Source organism: uncultured Nocardioides sp., assembly GCF_902805925.1.
Taxonomy (GTDB): domain Bacteria; phylum Actinomycetota; class Actinomycetes; order Propionibacteriales; family Nocardioidaceae; genus Nocardioides.
This window is the reverse complement of the sequence record NZ_CADCUP010000205.1, coordinates 1-16,358: the sequence shown is the minus strand read 5'-3', so window position 1 is coordinate 16,358 and position 16,358 is coordinate 1. Positions and strand designations below refer to the sequence as shown.

The window sequence follows — 16,358 nt, the reverse complement described above, 5'->3', positions numbered from 1 at the left end:
CCGTCCAGCGCGTGCCAGTCAACTTGACGTGACCGGCGTGGTGCTGAGCCGAGAGGCGCTTCCGGCCGCAGCGCGTGCGGACCCCCGCGTTTGCTGGCCTTCGGCCGAGGCGGGAGCCGCTTGCGGCGACGGGTGAAACAGTAGCACCCGGCTGCGCGGTGTTTCAAAGTCGGGGGTCGCTTCGCGCATACCCGCAGGTCAGCGGCGTGCTGGGCTGCTCAGCGCGGTGTGATGACCTTGGCCGGCCGGTACGCCGACACCGTCGGCTCGTCGCGCAACCAGAACCGCCAGGGTCGATCGGGGGCACCGCGCAGTCCGACGCGAGGACCGGTCATCACGTGGTCGAGGTCGGCGGGGTCCGCGAGCACGAGGCGTATCGGTCCGTCGACCAGGTCCGCGCCCCGGTGCCCGAGGTCGATGCCCAGGGCCTGCGCAAGGCGGGCGGGCCCCCGCGCGAGATCGCGGTCGCCGCCCCGTGCCCGACGCGCTCGGGCGAGGTCGACGCCCTCCACGACCTCGCCGGCGCGGAGCAGCACGGCGGAGGCGGTGCCCTCGGGGCCGCACACCACGTTGGCGCAGTGGTGCATCCCGTAGGTGAAGTAGACGTACAGGTGGCCGGGCGGCCCGAACATCACCGCGGTGCGCTCGGTCCGGCCGCGGTAGGCGTGCGACCCGGGGTCGTCGGGGCCGGCGTAGGCCTCCACCTCGGTCAGGCGCACGGCGACCTCGCCGTGGCGTACCACCGAGCCGAGCAGGGCGGGCGCCACCTCGAGGACGGGACGCTCGAGGAACGCCCGGAGGTCAGGCGAGCCGGGCACGCGCTTCCCCGACACGCTCCCGCAGCTCGGCCAGCTGCTCGCGGACGCGGGCGGGCGCCGTACCGCCGCGACCCGAGCGCGCCGCCACCGAGCCCTCGGCGGTCAGGACGCGGCGCACCTCCGGTCGCAGCTCGGGCGAGATGGCCGCCAGCTCCTGGTCGCTCAGCTCGTGCAGCTCGATGCCGAGCTGCTCGCACCGGCGCACGCAGGCCCCGGCCAGCTCGTGGGCCACCCGGAAGGGCGTCCCCTGCCGCACCAGCCACTCGGCGACGTCGGTGGCGAGGGAGAAGCCCTGGGGCGCCAGCTCCGCCATCCGCGTGGCGTTGAAGCGCAAGGTGGCGACCATGCCGGTGAAGGCGGGGAGCAGCACCTCGAGGGTGTCGACGGAGTCGAAGACCGGCTCCTTGTCCTCCTGGAGGTCCCGGTTGTAGGCCAGGGGCAGCGCCTTGAGGGTGGCCAGCAGGCCGGAGAGGTTGCCGATCAGCCGGCCCGCCTTGCCGCGGGCGAGCTCGGCGATGTCGGGGTTCTTCTTCTGCGGCATGATGCTCGACCCCGTCGACCAGGAGTCGTGCAGCGTCACGAAGTCGAACTCCCTGGTCGACCAGAGGATGACCTCCTCGGCGAGGCGGCTCACGTCGACGCCGACCATGGCGCCGACGAAGGCGAGCTCGGCGACGAAGTCGCGGGCCGCGGTGCCGTCGATGGAGTTGGCCGCCGACCCGGTGAAGCCCAGGGCGGTCGCCACCGCGGACGGGTCGAGGCCGAGCGTGCTCCCGGCCAGCGCTCCCCCGCCGTACGGCGACCCGCCGGCGACGCGCCGGTCCCAGTCGTGGAGCCGGTCGACGTCGCGCAGCAGCGCCCAGGCGTGGGCGAGCAGGTGGTGCGCGAGGAGGACCGGCTGGGCGTGCTGGAGGTGGGTGCGCCCGGGCATGATCACGTCGAGGTGGTCGTGCGCCTGCGTCGCGATCGCCTCGACCAGGTCGAGCACCTGGCCGGCGACCACCCGGGCGTGGTCGCGCAGGAACATCCGGAAGAGGGTCGCCACCTGGTCGTTGCGGCTGCGCCCGGCGCGGATGCGTCCGCCGACGTCGGCGCCGACCTCGTCGAGGAGCAGGCGCTCGAGCGCACCGTGCACGTCCTCGTCGGCGGGGTCGGGGCGCAGCTCGCCGGAGGCGTACCGCTCCCCCAGCACGCCGAGCCCGCGGAGCAGCTCGGCGTGGTCGGCGTCGGTGAGCAGCCCGGCCACGTGCAGGGCGTCGGCATGGGCACGCGACCCCGCCAGGTCGTAGGGCGCCAGCCTCCAGTCGAAGTGCGTGGACCGGGAGAGCGCCTCGAGCTCCGGCGAGGGGCCGTCGGCGAAGCGGCCGCCCCACAGCGTGCCGGTGCGGGTGGCCTCGGTCTTGTCGGTATCGGTCACGGGTTCCTTCTAGCAGACGGCGGGAGGTCAGTCGGTGCCGAACTCCATGGCGGCGTTGTCGAGGGCGAGGTCCTCGGCCGAGCGGGCCGCCGGGTTGGACGCGATGCGGTCGGCTCCCCCGGCCTCCAGCTCGCCGTACAGCGTGCCGTGCTCGACGAGCACCTGCCCCTGGTCGAGGGGCTGGGAGGCGTACAGCTCGAGCTTGGCGCGCGAGTCGGCGATGTCGAGGTTGCGCATCGTGAGCTGGCCGATGCGGTCGGTCGGCCCGAACGCGGCGTTCTCGGTGCGCTCCATCGACAGCTTGTCGGGGTGGTAGGAGAACGCGGGGCCGTCGGTGCGCAGCACGGTGTAGTCCTCGCCGCGGCGCAGCCGGATCGTGACCTCGCCCGTGACGAGGGAGGCGATCCAGCGCTGGATCGACTCGCGCAGCATCAGCGCCTGGGGGTCGAGCCAGCGGCCCTCGTAGAGCAGGCGGCCGAGCCGGCGCCCCTCGGCGTGGTAGCTGGCGATGGTGTCCTCGTTGTGGATGGCGTTGACCAGCCGCTCGTAGGCGATGAAGAGCAGGGCCATGGCCGGCGCCTCGTAGATGCCGCGCGACTTCGCCTCGATGATGCGGTTCTCGATCTGGTCGGACATGCCCAGCCCGTGGCGGCCGCCGATGGCGTTGAGCTCGTGGACCAGCGCGACCGGGTCCGGGAAGGTGCGCCCGTCGACCGCGACCGGGCGACCGGCCTCGAAGCGCACTGTGACGTCCTCGGGGGCGATGTCGACGCCGGGGTCCCAGAACCGCACGCCCATGATCGGCTCGACGGTCTCGAGCGAGGCGTCGAGGTGCTCGAGGGTCTTCGCCTCGTGGGTGGCGCCCCAGATGTTGGCGTCGGTGGAGTACGCCTTCTCCTGGCTGTCGCGGTAGGGCAGGTCGTGCTCGGTCAGCCACTGGCTCATCTCGGCGCGACCTCCCAGCTCGTGCACGAACTCGGCGTCGAGCCAGGGCTTGTAGATCCGCAGGTCGGGGTTGGCCAGCAGGCCGTAGCGGTAGAACCGCTCGATGTCGTTGCCCTTGAACGTGGAGCCGTCCCCCCAGATGTCGACGCCGTCCTCGTGCATCGCGCGCACCAGCATCGTCCCGGTCACCGCGCGGCCCAGCGGGGTGGTGTTGAAGTAGTTGCGGCCGCCGGAGCGGATGTGGAAGGCGCCGCACGCCAGCGCGGCGAGCCCCTCCTCCACCAGCTGGGTACGGCAGTCCACGGCGCGGGCGATCTCGGCGCCGTACTCCCGGGCGCGGGCAGGGACGCCGGAGATGTCCGGCTCGTCGTACTGGCCGATGTCGGCGGTGTAGGTGCACGGCACGGCCCCGCGGTCGCGCATCCAGGCGACGGCGACGGAGGTGTCGAGGCCACCGGAGAACGCGATGCCGACGCGCTCGCCCGCGGGGAGGCTGGTGAGGACCTTGCTCACGGTGTGGGTTCCTTCTCTGTAGCCGGCTGGGAGCTCGCGTAGGCGAGGAAGCGGCGGGCGAGGTCGTCGCCGCCGGCGGGGTCGCGGCCGATGACCAGGACCGTGTCGTCGCCGGCGATCGTGCCCAGGACGCCGGAGAGCTCGGCCCGGTCGAAGGCCGAGGCGAGGAACTGTGCCGCACCGGGCGGGGTGCGGAGGACCACCAGGTTGGCCGAGGCCTCGGCGCTGACGAGCAGCTCGGCGCACAGCCGGGCGAGCCGGGCGCTGGCCGCCGCGGTCGTCTCGTGCCCGGCCGGGCTCCGGTCGCCGCCCTCGCCGGGGACGGCGTACACGAGGGCGCCGCCGCTGGCGCGCACCTTGACGGCGTCGAGCTCGACGAGGTCGCGGGAGAGCGTCGCCTGCGTGACGTGCACGCCGCGGTCGCCGAGCAGGTCGGCGAGCTCGGTCTGCGACCTCACCTCGTGACGGGACACGAGGTCGATGATCTGCTGGTGCCGCGCGTTCTTGGTCACCGGGCTCTGCGCGGTGCTGCTCACGACGCCGCTCCGCCCTCTCGCAGCAGCCACGCGAGGATCGCCTTCTGGGCGTGCCGGCGGTTCTCGGCCTCGTCCCAGACCACGCTGCGCGGCCCGTCGATCACCTCGGCCGCGATCTCCTTGTCGCGGTAGGCGGGCAGGCAGTGCATGGCGATCGCCTCCGTCGATCCGAGCGCCACCAGCTCCTCGGTGAGGCGGTACGGCGCCAGCGCGGCGAGCCGGTCGGCGGACTCGGCCTCGCGACCCATGGACACCCAGGTGTCGGTGACGAGCACGTCGGACCCCGTCGCGGCCAGGCCGGGGTCGGTCTCCAGGGTGACGCTCCCACCGGTCGTCGCGGCGATCTCGCCGGCGCGCGCGACGACGTCCGCCTGCGGGGCGAAGCCCCCGGGCGCGGCGATCCGCACGTGCATGCCCGCAGTGGCCCCGGCCAGCAGCCACGAGTGACCCATGTTGCTGCAGCCGTCGCCGAGGAACGTGACCGTCACGCCGGCCAGGCGGCCCAGGTGCTCCTGCACGGTCTGGAGGTCGGCGAGCAGCTGGCAGGGGTGGAAGTCGTCGGTCAGCGCGTTGACGACCGGCACGCCGGCGTGGGCGGCCAGCTGCTCGATCCGCTCCTGCCCGCTGGTGCGCCACACCACCACGGACGCCTGCCGCCCCAGCACCCGGGCGACGTCGGCGACGGACTCGCGCTCGCCGATCCCCGCGAGCCTCCCGTCCACCTGCATCGGGAAGCCGCCGAGCTCGGCGATCCCGGCGGCGAACGACGCCTGGGTGCGCAGGGTCTGCTTGTCGAAGATCATCGCCACGGTGCGCGGGCCGGCGAGGCTCCGGTCGGCGTACGGCGCCCGCTTGAGGTCGGCGGCGAGGGCGAGCACCTCGGCCTGCTCGGCCGGGCTGAGGTCGTCGTCGCGCAGGAAGTGGCGCGTCATCGCGGGGCTCCCGCCGCGGCGAGGATGCCCGGCCAGGCCTGCGCGAAGGCGTCGACGTCGGCGTCGCTGAGCACCAGCGGCGGGACGAAGCGGAGCGTCCGCGGGCCGGTGCTGTTGAGGATGAACCCGGCCTCCCGGCCCGCCTCGACGACCGCGGGACCGAGGTCGGCGTGGAGGTCGGCGCCGATCATCAGGCCGGCGCCGCGCACGGCGGCGACCTCGGGCGCCTCGGCGACGGCGTCGGCGAGGCGCTTGCCGGTGCGCGCCACCTGGTCGAGCAGGCCCTCGGCGGCGATGGTGTCGAGCACGGCCAGGGCGGCGGCGCAGGCGACGGGGTTGCCGCCGTAGGTGCTGCCGTGGTTGCCGGGCTCGAGCAGGTCGGCGGCCGCTCCCGTGGCGATGGTGGCACCGATCGGGATGCCGCCACCGAGGCCCTTGGCCAGCGTCACCAGGTCGGGGGCCGCGTCGAGCAGCTCGGGCACGGCGTGGTGGGCGAACCAGCGCCCGGTGCGGCCGATGCCGGTCTGCACCTCGTCGAGCCACAGCAGCGCGCCCGCCCGGATGGTCAGGTCGCGGGCGGCGGCGAGGTAGCCGTCGGGCGGGACGACCACGCCGGCCTCGCCCTGGATCGGCTCCAGCACGACCGCGGCCGTGCGCTGCGTCACCGCCTCGGCGAGCGCTGCCGCGTCGCCGTACGGGACGAAGGTGACGTCGCCGGGCAGCGGCTCGAAGGGCAGCCGGTAGGCCTCCTTGCTCGTCAGCGACAGCGCGCCCATGGTGCGGCCGTGGAAGGAGCCGGTGGCCGCGACGACCTGCGTGCGGCCGGTGCGGCGGGTCAGCTTGAGCGCCGCCTCGTTGGCCTCGGCCCCGGAGTTGCTGAGGAAGACCTTGCCGGGGGTGCCGAGCAGCGCGACCAGGCGCTCGGCCAGCTCCACCTGGGGTGCGGTGGCGAAGAAGTTCGAGACGTGCCCGAGGGTCTGGAGCTGCGTGGTGACGGCTTCCACGATCGCGGGGTGGGCGTGGCCCAGGGCGTTGACGGCGATGCCGCCCAGCAGGTCGAGGTACTCGCGGCCCGCGTCGTCCCAGACGCGGGCACCGCTGCCACGGGTCAGCACGGCGTTCGGGGGGCCGAAGGTGTTCATCATCGAGGCGGCGTACCGCTCCTGGTAGCTCATCGGGCTCCTCCTGCCGTGCGGACCAAGGTGTCGACGCCCGGCAGCACCTGGGTGCCGACGCCCTCGGCGGTGAAGATCTCCAGCAGCACCGCGTGCGCCTCGCGGCCGTCGACGACGGTGGCGCGGGGCACGCCGTTCTGCACGGCCTGCAGGCAGGCGCCCATCTTGGGCACCATCCCGCTGGCCAGGCTGGGCATCAGCTCGGCGAGCGACTCGGGGCTGATCTCGGAGATGACGTCCTGGCTGTGCGGCCAGTCGCGGTAGAGCCCCTCGACGTCGGTGAGCACCAGCAGCTTCTCGGCCTGCAGCGCGATCGCCAGGGCGGCCGCGGCGGTGTCGGCGTTGACGTTGTGCACGACACCGTCGACGTCGGGGGCGACGCTGGAGATGACCGGGATGCGGCCCGCCTCGACGAGGTCGCGCACCGCCTCCGGTCGCACCCTGGCCACCTCGCCGACGAGGCCGAGGTCGACCTCCTCGCCGTCGACGACGGTGTTGGTGGCCCGGGCGGTGAAGAGCCCGGCGTCCTCCCCGGAGAGGCCGACCGCCAGGGGCCCGTGCTGGTTGATGAGCCCGACGAGCTCGCGCTGGACCTGGCCCACGAGCACCATCCGGACGACGTCCATCGCCTCGGGCGTGGTGACCCGCAGGCCGCCGCGGAACTCGCTCTCGATGCCGAGCCGGTCGAGCATCGCGGAGATCTGCGGGCCGCCGCCGTGGACGACGACGGGCTTGAACCCGGCGAACCGCAGGAACGCGATGTCCTCGGCGAACGCCCGCTTGAGGGTGTCGTCGGTCATGGCGTTGCCGCCGTACTTCACCACGATCGTCCTGCCGTGGTACTTCATCAGCCAGGGCAGCGCCTCGGCCAGGACGTGAGCCTTCTCGAGGTTCATGAGGAGTACGCGCTGTTCTCGTGGACGTAGGCGTGGGTGAGGTCGTTGGTCCACACCGTGGCGCGATCGGTGCCGGCCTTGAGGTCGACGGTGACGGTGACGTCGCGGCCGGTCAGGTCGACGGTGGCCGGGTCGGCATCCGGCGTGGACCGCCGACACACCCGGACGCCGTTCATCGCGACGTCGAGGTCGGCGGGGTCGAAGGCCGCCCGCGTGGTGCCGACGCTGGCCAGCACGCGGCCCCAGTTGGGGTCGTTGCCGAACACCGCGGCCTTGAAGAGGTTGCTGCGGGCGACGCTGCGGCCCACCTCGACGGCGTCGTCCTCGCTGGCGGCGTTGAGGACCGTGATCGCGATCTCGTGCTCGGCGCCCTCGGCGTCGGCGAGCAGCTGCATCGCGAGGTCGGTGCAGGCCCGGGTGAGCGCGTCGGTGAAGTCGGCGGTCGTGGGGGTGATGCCGCTGGCACCGCTCGCCATCACCGTGACGGTGTCGTTGGTCGACATGCAGCCGTCGGAGTCGAGGCGGTCGAAGCTGACCCGGGTGGCCGCTCGCAGGGCGGTGTCGATCTCGGCGGCGGGCACGACGGCGTCGGTGGTCAGCACGACCAGCATGGTGGCCAGCTGGGGGGCGAGCATGCCCGCGCCCTTCGCCATCCCGCCGATCGACCAGCCGGCGCCCTCGACGACGACCTGCTTGCTCACCGAGTCGGTGGTCATGATCGCGGCCGCGGCGTCGGCGCCGCCGTCCGGGGATAGTGCGGCAGCGGCGGCGTCGACACCGGCCAGCAGGTGCGCGCGGGGGTTGGCCAGCCCGATCAGCCCGGTCGAGCAGACGACGACGTCGATCGCGCCGACGCCGCAGCGCTCGGCCACCCGCTCGGCGACGGCGTGCGTCGTCTGGAAGCCCTCGGGACCGGTGTAGCAGTTGGCGCCGCCGGAGTTGAGCACGACGGCGCGCACGACGCCGTCCTTGGCGACCTGCTCGCTCCACAGCACCGGGTTGGCCTTGCACCGGTTGGCGGTGAAGACGCTGGCCGAGTCGAAGGCGGGTCCCCCGTTGACGACGAGGGCGAGGTCGGGTGCGCCGCTGGACTTGAGCCCGGCGGTGACGCCGGCGGCGGAGAAGCCGGCGGGGTGGGTGATGGTCATGCCTGGGACCTCCGTGGGGCGACGGGCTGGGCGGGGGCGACGTCGTGGCCCCGTCGTCGCCACTCCTCCCCTGCCTGCTCGGCGTCCGGTGTCGGCACCAGGATCCACTGGGTGTCGTACGTCGACACGGTCAGCACGCTGATCCCCGCCTCGGCCAACGGGGTGAGCAGCTCCACCAGCACTCCGGTGGAGGCCAGGTCGAGCGGTCCCTCGACCTCGAAGGCGGTGTAGGGCTTCTGGTGGACCGCCTTGCGCGGCACGCTGCGGCCGGCGCACACCAGGGACGTCTCGGTCGCCGTGGCGGTGATGGAGAAGATCGAGGAGGACTCGGCCCACTCGGGCACCTCGCCGCCGGACGGCAGCCGGACCAGCGCGAGGGTCTCGGGGAAGCGGAGGATCTTCACGGTGTGCTCCTCACGGGGCGACGCCCACGGTCGTCAGCCCGAGGGTCTCCTCGAGGCCGAGGGCGAGGTTGAGGCACTGCACGGCGGCGCCGGCGGTGCCCTTGGTCAGGTTGTCGATGACGCCGACCGCGACCAGCCGCCGGGCGGCGGGGTCCACGGTCACCTGCAGGTGCACCGCGTTCGCGGCGGCGACCGACTTGGTCTGCGGCCAGTGCCCGGCCGGCAGCAGGTGCACGAACGGCTCGTCGCGGTAGGCCTTGTCGTAGACGGCGTACGCCTCCTCGGCGGTGACGTCGCCGAGGAGCGGCGCCGAGACGGTGGCGAGGATGCCGCGGGGCATGGGCACCAGCAGCGGCGTGAAGCTCACCGCCACGTCACCGTCGTGGACGAGCCGGAGGCTCTGCACGATCTCGGGGGTGTGCCGGTGGGTGCCGCCCACGCCGTACGCACTGGCGCCGCCCATCACCTCCGAGCCCTGGAGGTGCGGCTTGGCGGCCTTGCCGGCGCCCGACGTGCCGCTCGCGGCGACGACGGTGACGTCGGGCGCGACGAGGCCGGCGGCGAGCGCCGGCGCGATCGACAGCGTGCTGACCGTCGGGTAGCAGCCGGGCACGGCGACGCGCAGGGCGCCGCGGAGCACCGAGCGCTGGTCGGCGAGCTCGGGCAGGCCGTAGGGCCACGACCCGGCGTGCTCGCCGCCGTAGAAGGCGGCCCAGGCCGCCGGGTCCGTCAGCCGGAAGTCGGCGCCGCAGTCGATGACCACCGTGTCGCCCAGGGCCTCGGCCACGGCGCCGGACTGCCCGTGCGGCAGGGCGAGCACGACGACGTCGTGACCGGCGAGGACCTCGGGCGTGGTCGGCTCGAGCACGCGACCGGCCAGTGGCAGCAGGTGCGGCTGGAGGGGACCGAGCACCTCCCCGGCGTTGCCGCCCGCGGTGAGGGCACCGATCTCGACGAGCGGGTGGGACAGCAGCAGGCGCAGCACCTCTCCCCCGGCGTACCCGCTGGCTCCGGCGACGGCGACCCTGATGGTGTTCACCTGCATGACTATACATCACTCTGCATCGCCATGTTTCCAAGTGCAGGCGGGGGCGCGTGGCCCTACGGTGACCCCCATGACGCGCCTCCCCTTCGACGACTACCTCGACCACGTCCGCCGCGAGTCCGCCCGCTTCCGCGACGTGCTCACCGACTGCGACCCCGCCGCCCGCGTGCCGGCCTGTCCCGAGTGGGACGCCGCCGACCTGCTGTGGCACCTCGCCGGCGTGCAGTGGTTCTGGAGCCGCATGGTGCTGGGCGAGCCCGATCCCGAGGCGGTGGCCGAGCGCGAGCGCCCGGAGGCGTACGCCGACCTGCTGACGCTCTTCGACGAGTGCTCGGCGGCGCTGGTCGATGCGCTGGCCTCGAAGTCCCCCGCCGACCCCGCCTGGACCTGGGCGCCCGAGCAGACCGTGGGCTTCATCTACCGCCGCCAGGCCCACGAGGCGCTGATCCACCGCCTCGACGCCGAGCAGGCGGCCGGCCAGGAGACCGCGCTCGACCCCCGCCTGGCGGCCGACGGCGTCGAGGAGACGATCGGCGTCATGTTCGGTGGCACACCGCCCTGGGGCACCTTCACCCCGGGCGAGCAGCTGCTCCGGGTCGACTGCATCGACACCGACGACCACGTCTGGGTGCGGCTGGGCGTCTTCGAGGGCACCGACCCCGGCAGCGGCACCACCTACGCCGACGAGCCCGACGTCGCGGTGGTCGACGACCCGGGCGTCGAGCCCGACTGCCTGATCTCCGGGCCGGCCGGGCCGCTCGACGCCTGGCTGTGGCGCCGCGGCGGTGACGAGCAGATCGACGTCACCGGCGACCGGGCGGCGTACGACGCGTTCCGGGCGATCGTCGACAACCCGATCAACTAGCTCAGGCGCGCTGCACGGCCCCGGTCCGCTCCGCCGCGACGGCCACGGCCGCCTCCCGGGCGGCCGCGGTCTCGGCCTCGGTGAGCGTGCGGTCCGGGGCTCGGAAGCGCAGGGCGTAGGCCAGCGACTTCCTGCCCTCGCCCACCTGCGGCCCGGTGTAGACGTCGAAGAGCCGGATCGACTCGAGCAGCTCGCCGGCGCCCTCGCGCAGCGCCGCCTCGACCGCCGCCGCCGGCACGGCGGCGTCGACGACCAGCGCGACGTCCTCCTTGGCCACCGGGTACGACGAGAAGGTCGGCCCGGGGACCACCTGCTGCGCCTGCTCGAGCAGTGCGTCGAGGTCGACCTCGGCGACGGCGGTGCGAGCGGGCACGCCGTAGGCGCGGCACACCGAGGGGTGCAGCTCGCCGGCGTGGCCGATGACGCGCTCGCCGATGCGGACCGCGGCGCACCGGCCCGGGTGCCACGGGGCGACCGCGTCGGCACGGACCTCCACCTCGACCCCGAGCGCGCGGGCGACGTCGCGGACGGCGCCGATCGCGTCGGCCCAGCCGCCCTCCCGGCCCGCGCCCCACCACCCCGCGCGCGCGCGCTGCCCGGTGACGGCGACGGCGAGGTGCATGGGCTGGCTCGGGACGGCCTTCTCGATGGTGGCCCACTCCTCGGCGCTGGGCCGGGTCTCGACCCCGAGGATCGGCGCCCGCTCGTTGCCGGTCGGCCGGCAGACCAGCGAGTGCTCGAACAGCGCGACGTCGGCGTTGGCACGGCCGACGTTGCGCGCGAGGGCCTTGAGCAGTCCCGGCAGCAGCGTGGTGGTGAGGATCGGCTCCTCGTTGTTGAGCGGGTTGGCCATCCGCAGCGTCGTACGGCGCGGGTCGTCGGCCGGCAGGCCGAGGCGGTCCCAGTCGTCCTCTCCGACGAAGGGGTAGCTGATGGTCTCGGTCCAGCCGGCACCCGCGAGCGTGAGCCCGACGCGGCGGCGCAGCCTCTGGACCGGCGTCCAGCCGTGGCCCGGCGGAGTGGTCGGCAGCACGGACGGCACCTGGTCGTAGCCGACGACGCGCACCACCTCCTCCACGAGGTCGTAGGGGTCGGTGACGTCGGGGCGCCAGCTGGGCGCGACCACGGCGAGCCGCTCGCCGTCCGCGGTGACGTCGCAGCCGACCGCGGTCAGGTGCGCGGTGACGGTGGCAGCGTCGATCTCCAGGCCGCTGATGCGGGCGGGGAGGTCGGCGGGGATGGTGACGACGCGGCGCTGCGGTGCCTGCCCGACCACGGTCACCCCTGCGTCGTCGGTGGCGCCGCCGAGCTCCACCATCAGCTCGACCGCCCGGTCGGCCGCGGCCTGCGGCAGCTCCGGGTCGACGCCGCGCTCGAACCGCTTGGACGCCTCGGAGGGCAGCTTGTGCCGTCTCCCGGAGCGGAAGACCGTGACCGCGTCGAAGTGCGCCGACTCGATCACCACGTTCGTCGTGGTCCCCGAGAGCTCGGTCGTCTCGCCGCCCATCGTGCCGGCGATGCCGATCGGGCCCGAGCCGTCGGTGATGAGGAGGTCCTCGACGTCGAGGGTGCGGCGCTGGCCGTCGAGGGTGGTGATCTGCTCCCCCGCGGTGGCGCGCCGCACGCGGATCGCGCCGGTGAGCTTGTCGCGGTCGTAGCCGTGCAGCGGCTGGCCGAGCTCGAGCATCACGTAGTTGGTGATGTCGACGCCGAGCGAGATCGGCCGCATGCCGGCCTGGGTGAGGCGCCGGGCCATCCAGTCGGGCGTCGGCGCGTCGGCGCGGAACCCGGTCACGGTGCGTGCCACGAAGACCGGGCACCCGGCGGGGTCGTCCACGACCACGGGGTGGCCCGCGTCGTTGGGCGCGGGCACCCGGCGCGCGGCCGGGTCGGCGTACGGCGCGCCGAACCCGAGCGCCGCCTCGCGGGCGATGCCACGGACGGACAGGGCGTAGGCGCGGTCGGGGTTGATCTCGAGCTCGATGACGGCGTCGCCGAGGCCCAGCACCGGGAACGCGTCGTCGCCGGGCGCGCCGGCGTCGGCCGGGAGCACGATGATGCCGTCGGCGCCGCCGAACGCGTCGTCGGGCAGGCCGAGCTCGCTCGCCGAGCAGATCATGCCCGCGGAGACGTGGCCGTAGGTCTTGCGGGCGGAGATGGCGAAGCCGCCCGGGAGCACGGCCCCCGGCAGGCAGACCACGACCAGGTCGCCCTCGACGAAGTTGTGGGCGCCGCAGACGATGCCCTGCGGGTCGCCGGTGCCGTTGGCCTCACCCACGTCCACGGTGCACCAGCTGATGGTCTTGCCGTTCTTCTGCGGCTCCGGCTCGCGCGTCAGCACGCGGCCGAGCACCAGCGGCCCGGTGATGTCGTCGGCCGGGCTCGCCACGCCCTCGAGCTTGAGCCCGAGCATGGTGAGGCGCCAGGTGAGCGCGTCGAGCGTGACGTCGGCGGGCAGGTCGACGTGCTCGCGGATCCAGGACAGGGGCGCCTTCATCAGATCTCCACTCCGAACGGCTGGGCGAAGCGGACGTCTCCCTCGAACACGTCGCGCAGGTCGGCGACGCCGTGGCGGAACATCAGCATCCGGTCGATGCCGAAGCCGAACGCGAAGCCGGAGTAGACCTCGGGGTCGATGCCGCAGGCGATCAGCACCCGCGGGTTGACCACGCCGCAGCCGCCGAGCTCGATCCAGCCCTCGCCGCGGCAGGTGCGGCACAGGGCCTCGTCGACGCGACCGCTCCCCCGGCACACGAAGCAGACCATGTCCATCTCCGCCGACGGCTCGGTGAAGGGGAAGTACGACGGCCGGAAGCGCGTGGAGATCCCCTCGCCGAACAGGGCCTGGGTCATGTGGTCGAGCGTGCCCTTGAGGTGGGCCATGGTGATGCCCCGGTCGACCACGAGGCCCTCGACCTGGTGGAAGACCGGGGAGTGCGTCGCGTCGATCTCGTCGGTGCGGAAGACGCGCCCCGGGCAGATCACGTGGATCGGCGGCTCCCGGGTGAGCATGGTGCGCGCCTGCACCGGTGAGGTGTGGGTGCGCAGCACCAGCGCGGCGTCCGCGGGCTCGAGCCAGAAGGTGTCCTGCATGGTGCGGGCGGGGTGGTCGGCGCCCATGTTGAGGGCGTCGAAGTTGAGCCACTCGGCCTCGACCCAGGGGCCCTCGGCGACGTCCCAGCCCATGGCGACGAAGACGTCGGCGATGCGCTCGGAGAAGCTGGTGATCGGGTGCCGGGCACCGACCGGGCGACGGTCGGTCGGCAGCGTGACGTCGACGGTCTCCTCGACGAGCATCCGCTCCTCGTGCTCGACCTCGAGCACCGCCTGCCGCTCGGCGAGCGCCTGGCTGACCCGGCCGCGCGCCTGGCCGATGCGCTGCCCGGCGTCCTTGCGGGCCTGGGGCGGCAGCGCACCGATCTCGCGGTTGGCCAGGGCCAGCGGTGACCGGTCGCCGACGTGGTCGAGCCGCACCTGCTTGAGGTGCTCGAGGTCGCGGGCCCCGGCGATCGCCGCGAGGGCCGCGTCGCGCATCGCCGTGACCTCCTCGGACTTGAGGGAGGTGACCTCGACGGGGTCGTACTCGGAGTTGGGCCCTGACATGGCCGTCAGTCTAGGAAGCGCGCGACGGACACCTCCACCGGGTTCCGGCGCCGAGACGTCCTCAGTCGACCGGGCAGGCGAGCGGCGCGGGCGCCCGGAGCTCCTCGGCGCCGAGCGCGTCGCGCGCGCGCTCGCGTCCGAGGTTCCACGCCAGCCAGTCGTCGTCGCTGCTCCAGCCCCTCGGGCGCGCGCACGCCAGGTCGGGCCCGGAGAGCCGCAGCAGCTCCGGCACCGCGTCGGCGGACAGGCTGCCCAGGTAGGGCAGGTCCACCTTGCCGGTCGCCTCGTAGCGGTCGAGGTTGTGGCGCGCGATCCACGCGTCGGGGTTCAGCACCGCCAGGCCGGCCAGGGCCGCCGCCCCGGTCAGGACCGCGACCCGGGGCAGCCAGCGGCCGTCCAGGCGCAGGCCCGCGACCAGCACGAGCAGCACCACCAGGCCGAGCCATCCCTCGAACACGTCGACCAGCAGCCGCAGCCGCGTGAAGCCGTACGCCTCCTGGTAGAGGTCCATCCGGTAGAGCGCCGAGGCGACCACGACCAGCGTCATCAGGCACAGGACCCCGAGCGACGCACGCAGCGCCAGCCGGTCGCCCGGCGTCGTCCGCGACGCCTTGCGGGACGCCGCCCAGACCACGAGCAGGGTCAGGGCGGTGGCGACCGTGAGCTGACCGAAGCCCTGGTGCACGTACTCGGCGTAGGTCAGGCCGGTGGTGCGCTCGAGGTAGTCGTGGCCGCCGAACACCACGGCGGCCTGGGCGACCAGGAACAGCGCGAGGACGGCATCGACCAGCAGCACCGGCGCGAGCCACTCGTAGCGGTGGCGCACCGGGGTCGGCTCGGGGAGGTCGGCGGCCCGCGTGCGCGGTGGGTTGAGGGCGAGGTACGCCGCGGCCAGCACCAGCCCGAAGACGGCGGCCGAGAGGAACGCGCGCAGCACGAACGTGTCGACCTCCCAGTCCGGCACGATCGCACCGAGCCAGGAGGCCACCAGGGCGTCGGCGGAGGCGAAGAGCGCGCCGAACACCACGAGCGCCAGTGCGGACCACACGACCGTGCGGAGGAGGCCGGGCGCGTGCCCCCGGCCGGCCAGGCCCTGAAGGGACCGGCCGAACCACGGCAGCCCGCGCAGCGACGCCAGCGGCCACGAGACGCCGGCCAGCACGAACGACGGCACGCTGCGCCCGCGCGTCACGCCGACCAGGGCCAGTGCCCCGCCGGCCAGCCAGCACAGCGTGGAGATCCAGGCGGCGTCGAGCAGGACCACCGGCAGGCACAGCAGCGCGCAGCCGGCGAGGCAGGCCAGCGTGAACGGCTCGCGGCGGTGGCGGGCGGCGTACGCGACGGTGCCGGTGGCGGCCAGGAGCATCAGGAACATGGCCAGGCCGGGCGCCCGGAACGGCAGCAGCACGCCGGCGAGCACCCCGACCGCCGCGGAGGCGAGCACGAGGTCGCGGCGGGCGGGCACGCCGTCCTCGGGCCAGAAGGAGCCGAAGATCGGGCTGAGGATCGAGGGCACGACGACCGGCTCCGGGTCGGGCGCGGCAGCCGCCGGTGCCGACCTCGGCACGGGCGGCCCCTGCGCGACCCGTGGCGCCCCGGACGGCGAGACGGGCAGCTCCACCACCACCCGCGCCCCGCTCGCGCCGTCCAGGGGATCGGTGAAGCGGACGGTGCCGCCGTGCAGCTCGGCCACCCAGCGGGCGATGGCCAGGCCGAGCCCGGTGCCGCCCCCGGTGCCGCCCCCGGTGACGGAGCCGGTCGCGGAGCCGGTCGTGGAGCCGTCGGCGTGCACGAGGGTGCCGAAGCGCTCGAAGACGCGGTCCCGGTCCGCGGTGGGTACGCCGGGGCCCGAATCGGTGACCGCCAGCGTCCACGTGGCGGCCCCGCCGGCGGCGAGGACCGCCACGACCCCGCCGGCCGGGCTGTGCCGGGCGGCGTTGTCGAGCAGGTTGCCGACGAGCTGGCGCAGCCGGGCGGGGTCGGCCCGCACGACGAGCCCCCCGGGCGCCGAGACGGTGAACCGGACGCCCCGCGTCGGCGGGGTCCCGGTCGCGGCGAGGT

14 protein-coding genes are annotated in these 16,358 nt (G+C 74.2%); 1 reads left to right on the top strand and 13 read right to left on the bottom strand.

Features of this window, described 5'->3' with window-relative positions; translation table 11 throughout:
• Positions 1 to 218: 218 nt before the first annotated feature.
• The 10 genes from QZX64_RS14945 to argC are packed head-to-tail and all read right to left on the bottom strand — an operon-like array spanning position 219 to position 9,829.
• Positions 219 to 818: a DNA-3-methyladenine glycosylase gene (locus QZX64_RS14945; RefSeq protein ID WP_295661340.1), complete on the bottom strand. Its 600-nt coding sequence runs from the start codon at positions 816 to 818 to the stop codon at positions 219 to 221.
• Positions 802 to 2,235: an argininosuccinate lyase gene (argH, locus tag QZX64_RS14940; protein WP_295661339.1), complete on the bottom strand. Its 1,434-nt coding sequence runs from the start codon at positions 2,233 to 2,235 to the stop codon at positions 802 to 804. The genes QZX64_RS14945 and argH overlap by 17 nt, the downstream gene beginning before the upstream one ends.
• A gap of 27 nt (positions 2,236 to 2,262) precedes the next feature.
• Positions 2,263 to 3,693 (bottom strand): argininosuccinate synthase, encoded by a 1,431-nt coding sequence (gene argG, locus QZX64_RS14935; RefSeq protein WP_295661337.1) that lies wholly within the window; start codon positions 3,691 to 3,693, stop codon positions 2,263 to 2,265.
• Positions 3,690 to 4,229 (bottom strand): arginine repressor, encoded by a 540-nt coding sequence (locus tag QZX64_RS14930; RefSeq protein ID WP_295661335.1) that lies wholly within the window; start codon positions 4,227 to 4,229, stop codon positions 3,690 to 3,692. The genes argG and QZX64_RS14930 overlap by 4 nt, the downstream gene beginning before the upstream one ends.
• Positions 4,226 to 5,161: an ornithine carbamoyltransferase gene (gene argF / locus QZX64_RS14925; RefSeq protein WP_295661333.1), complete on the bottom strand. Its 936-nt coding sequence runs from the start codon at positions 5,159 to 5,161 to the stop codon at positions 4,226 to 4,228. Before argF ends, QZX64_RS14930 begins: the two co-directional genes overlap by 4 nt.
• Positions 5,158 to 6,336, bottom strand: a complete 1,179-nt coding sequence (locus QZX64_RS14920) for an acetylornithine transaminase (protein ID WP_295661331.1) — start codon at positions 6,334 to 6,336, stop codon at positions 5,158 to 5,160. Before QZX64_RS14920 ends, argF begins: the two co-directional genes overlap by 4 nt.
• The gene (gene argB / locus QZX64_RS14915) at positions 6,333 to 7,232 is read right to left on the bottom strand and encodes an acetylglutamate kinase (RefSeq protein ID WP_295661329.1); all 900 of its coding nucleotides are present in this window, start codon (positions 7,230 to 7,232) and stop codon (positions 6,333 to 6,335) included. Before argB ends, QZX64_RS14920 begins: the two co-directional genes overlap by 4 nt.
• Positions 7,229 to 8,380 (bottom strand): bifunctional glutamate N-acetyltransferase/amino-acid acetyltransferase ArgJ, encoded by a 1,152-nt coding sequence (gene argJ, locus QZX64_RS14910; RefSeq protein WP_295661327.1) that lies wholly within the window; start codon positions 8,378 to 8,380, stop codon positions 7,229 to 7,231. The genes argB and argJ overlap by 4 nt, the downstream gene beginning before the upstream one ends.
• Positions 8,377 to 8,784: an ACT domain-containing protein gene (locus tag QZX64_RS14905; protein WP_295661325.1), complete on the bottom strand. Its 408-nt coding sequence runs from the start codon at positions 8,782 to 8,784 to the stop codon at positions 8,377 to 8,379. Before QZX64_RS14905 ends, argJ begins: the two co-directional genes overlap by 4 nt.
• 10 nt (positions 8,785 to 8,794) lie before the next feature.
• Positions 8,795 to 9,829, bottom strand: coding sequence for an N-acetyl-gamma-glutamyl-phosphate reductase (argC, locus tag QZX64_RS14900; RefSeq protein WP_295661323.1), 1,035 nt, complete (start codon positions 9,827 to 9,829; stop codon positions 8,795 to 8,797).
• Between the two features lie 70 nt (positions 9,830 to 9,899).
• Here argC and QZX64_RS14895 point away from each other — a divergent pair, with 70 nt between their 5' ends.
• Positions 9,900 to 10,694 carry a maleylpyruvate isomerase family mycothiol-dependent enzyme gene (locus QZX64_RS14895; RefSeq protein ID WP_295661321.1) on the top strand — a complete coding sequence of 265 codons (795 nt, stop codon included), beginning with the start codon at positions 9,900 to 9,902 and terminating at the stop codon, positions 10,692 to 10,694.
• Position 10,695: 1 nt separating this feature from the next.
• On the opposite strand, the gene pheT is transcribed toward QZX64_RS14895, so the two are convergent.
• The 3 genes from pheT to QZX64_RS14880 form a co-directional block, all read right to left on the bottom strand.
• The gene (pheT, locus tag QZX64_RS14890; RefSeq protein ID WP_295661319.1) at positions 10,696 to 13,191 is read right to left on the bottom strand and encodes a phenylalanine--tRNA ligase subunit beta; all 2,496 of its coding nucleotides are present in this window, start codon (positions 13,189 to 13,191) and stop codon (positions 10,696 to 10,698) included.
• Positions 13,191 to 14,297, bottom strand: coding sequence for a phenylalanine--tRNA ligase subunit alpha (gene pheS / locus QZX64_RS14885; protein ID WP_295661317.1), 1,107 nt, complete (start codon positions 14,295 to 14,297; stop codon positions 13,191 to 13,193). Before pheS ends, pheT begins: the two co-directional genes overlap by 1 nt.
• 61 nt (positions 14,298 to 14,358) lie before the next feature.
• Positions 14,359 to 16,358, bottom strand: a 2,000-nt coding sequence (locus tag QZX64_RS14880; protein ID WP_295661315.1) for a DUF4153 domain-containing protein, incomplete at its 5' end; no start/stop codon positions are given.